Genomic DNA, 2,353 nt, shown 5'->3' with positions numbered 1-2,353 from the left:
CTGAAGCAGCGCCGGGTCAGGGCGGCGGCCACGACGGTGGCCGAGGAACGGCCCGAGACCGGGCACGTCCGCTCCGACGTCGCCACCGACAACCCCGTGCCCGCCCCGCCGTTCTGGGGCACCCGCGTGATCAAGGGCATCCAGCTCAAGGAGTACGCGTCCTGGCTCGACGAGGGCGCCCTGTTCAAGGGCCAGTGGGGACTCAAGGGCGGCACCGTCGAGAGCGAGGGCCGGCCGCGGCTGCGCATGTGGCTCGACCGGCTGCGGACGGAGAACCTCCTCGAAGCCGCCGTCGTCCACGGCTACTTCCCGTGCGTGTCCAAGGGCGACGACCTGATCATCCTCGACGAGCGGGGCAACGAGCGCACCCGCTTCACCTTCCCCCGCCAGCGCCGCGGCCGCCGGCTGTGCCTGGCCGACTTCTTCCGCTCGGAGGAGTCCGGCGAGACGGACGTCGTCGGCCTCCAGGTCGTCACCGTGGGCTCGCGGATCGGTGAGGCCACCGCCGAGCTGTTCGCCTCGGACTCCTACCGCGACTACCTCGAGCTGCACGGTCTGTCCGTGCAGCTCGCCGAGGCGCTCGCCGAGTACTGGCACGCCCGCGTCCGCGCCGAACTCGGCATCGACGGCAGCGATCCGTCCGCCATGGACGGCATGTTCCGCACCGAGTACCAGGGCTGCCGCTACTCGCTCGGCTACCCGGCCTGCCCGGACCTGGAGGACCGCGCGAAGATCGCCGAACTGCTCCGGCCGGAGCGGATCGGCGTGCACCTGTCGGAGGAGTTCCAGCTCCACCCCGAGCAGTCCACCGACGCCATCGTCGTCCACCACCCCGAGGCGAGCTACTTCAACGCCGGAGGCCGCGCGTGACGACGTTCTCCTTCGAGTTCTTCCCGCCGAAGACGGCCAAGGGCGAGCAGGCCCTGTGGCAGGCCGTCCGCCGCATCGAACCGCTCGGCCCCGACTTCGTGTCCGTCACCTACGGCGCGGGAGGCTCCTCACGGGAGCGCACCATCGACGTCACCCAACGGATCGTGGCCGAGACGACGCTGCGCCCGGTGGCCCACCTGACGGCCGTCGGGCACTCCGTCGCCGAACTGCGCCGCATCATCGGCCAGTACGCGGACGCCGGAGTGCGCGACGTGCTCGTGCTGCGCGGCGACCCGCCCGGCGACCCCAAGGGGCCGTGGGAGCCGCATCCGGACGGCTTCACCCATGCGTACCAACTGGTCGAACTGGTGCGTTCGCTGGGGGAGTTCACCATCGGGGTGGCGGCGTTCCCGGAGAAGCACCCGCGCTCGCCCGACTGGGACAGCGACATCCGGCACTTCGTGGCCAAGTGCCGGGCGGGCGCGGACTACGCCATCACCCAGATGTTCTTCGACGTGGAGGACTACCTGCGGCTGCGCGACCGGGTCGCGGCCGCGGGCTGCACGACACCGATCATCCCGGAGATCATGCCGGCCACCGACGTCCGCCAGATCCGGCGCTTCGCCGAACTCTCCGACGCCGCCTTCCCGGAGGACCTGGCCCACCGCCTCGAAGCCGCCCGCGAGCGGCCCGGCGACGCGTACCGGATCGGGGTCGACCACGCCACCGCCATGGCGGACCGGCTGCTCGCCGAGGGTGCCCCCGGCCTGCACTACATCACGCTCAACAGGTCCACGGCGGCCCTGGACATCCACCGCAACGTACTGAACAGCTCGAGGAGCCTCCATGTCAGCTGAGTTCACCGACTTCAAGGTCGCCGACCTCTCCCTCGCCGGGTTCGGCCGCAAGGAGATCACCCTCGCCGAGCACGAGATGCCCGGTCTGACGGCGATCCGCAGGGAGTACGCCGACGCCCGGCCGCTGGCCGGGGCCCGGATCACCGGCTCCCTGCACATGACGGTCCAGACGGCCGTGCTCATCGAGACCCTGGTCGCCCTGGGCGCCGAGGTCCGCTGGGCGTCCTGCAACATCTTCTCCACCCAGGACCACGCCGCCGCCGCGATCGCCGCCGCCGGCATCCCGGTCTTCGCCTGGAAGGGCGAGACCCTCCAGGAGTACTGGTGGTGCACCGAGCAGGCGCTGACCTGGCCCGGGCACGCGGGCCCGAACATGATCCTGGACGACGGCGGTGACGCCACCCTCCTCGTCCACAACGGTGTCGAGTACCAGAAGACGGGCCGGCTGCCGGAGGCGTCCAACGAGGAGCTCGCCGTCGTCCGGGCCCTGCTGGAGAACAGCACCCTGGACTGGTCGGCCCTCGCCTCGGGGATCCGCGGTGTGACGGAGGAGACCACGACCGGTGTCCACCGCCTGTACGAGATGCAGCGCGAGGGCACCCTCCTGTTCCCGGCGATCAACGTCA

3 protein-coding genes are annotated in these 2,353 nt (G+C 71.1%); all 3 read left to right on the top strand.

The annotated features are described in order from the left end of the window. Positions 1-870 (top strand): vitamin B12 dependent-methionine synthase activation domain-containing protein (locus ABZ340_RS36530; protein WP_358786205.1); only part of this gene is annotated, 870 nt, incomplete at its 5' end. After that, positions 867-1,727, top strand: a complete 861-nt coding sequence (metF, locus tag ABZ340_RS36525) for a methylenetetrahydrofolate reductase [NAD(P)H] (protein ID WP_358786204.1) — start codon at positions 867-869, stop codon at positions 1,725-1,727. The genes ABZ340_RS36530 and metF, both read left to right, overlap by 4 nt. Continuing rightward, positions 1,717-2,353: adenosylhomocysteinase (locus tag ABZ340_RS36520; protein WP_358786203.1), on the top strand; the 637-nt coding region annotated here is incomplete at its 3' end. The genes metF and ABZ340_RS36520, both read left to right, overlap by 11 nt.

This window comes from Streptomyces sp. NPDC006134 (assembly GCF_040628835.1).
Classification (GTDB): Bacteria; Actinomycetota; Actinomycetes; order Streptomycetales; family Streptomycetaceae; genus Streptomyces.
This window is presented reverse-complemented; position numbering and strand designations above follow the sequence as displayed.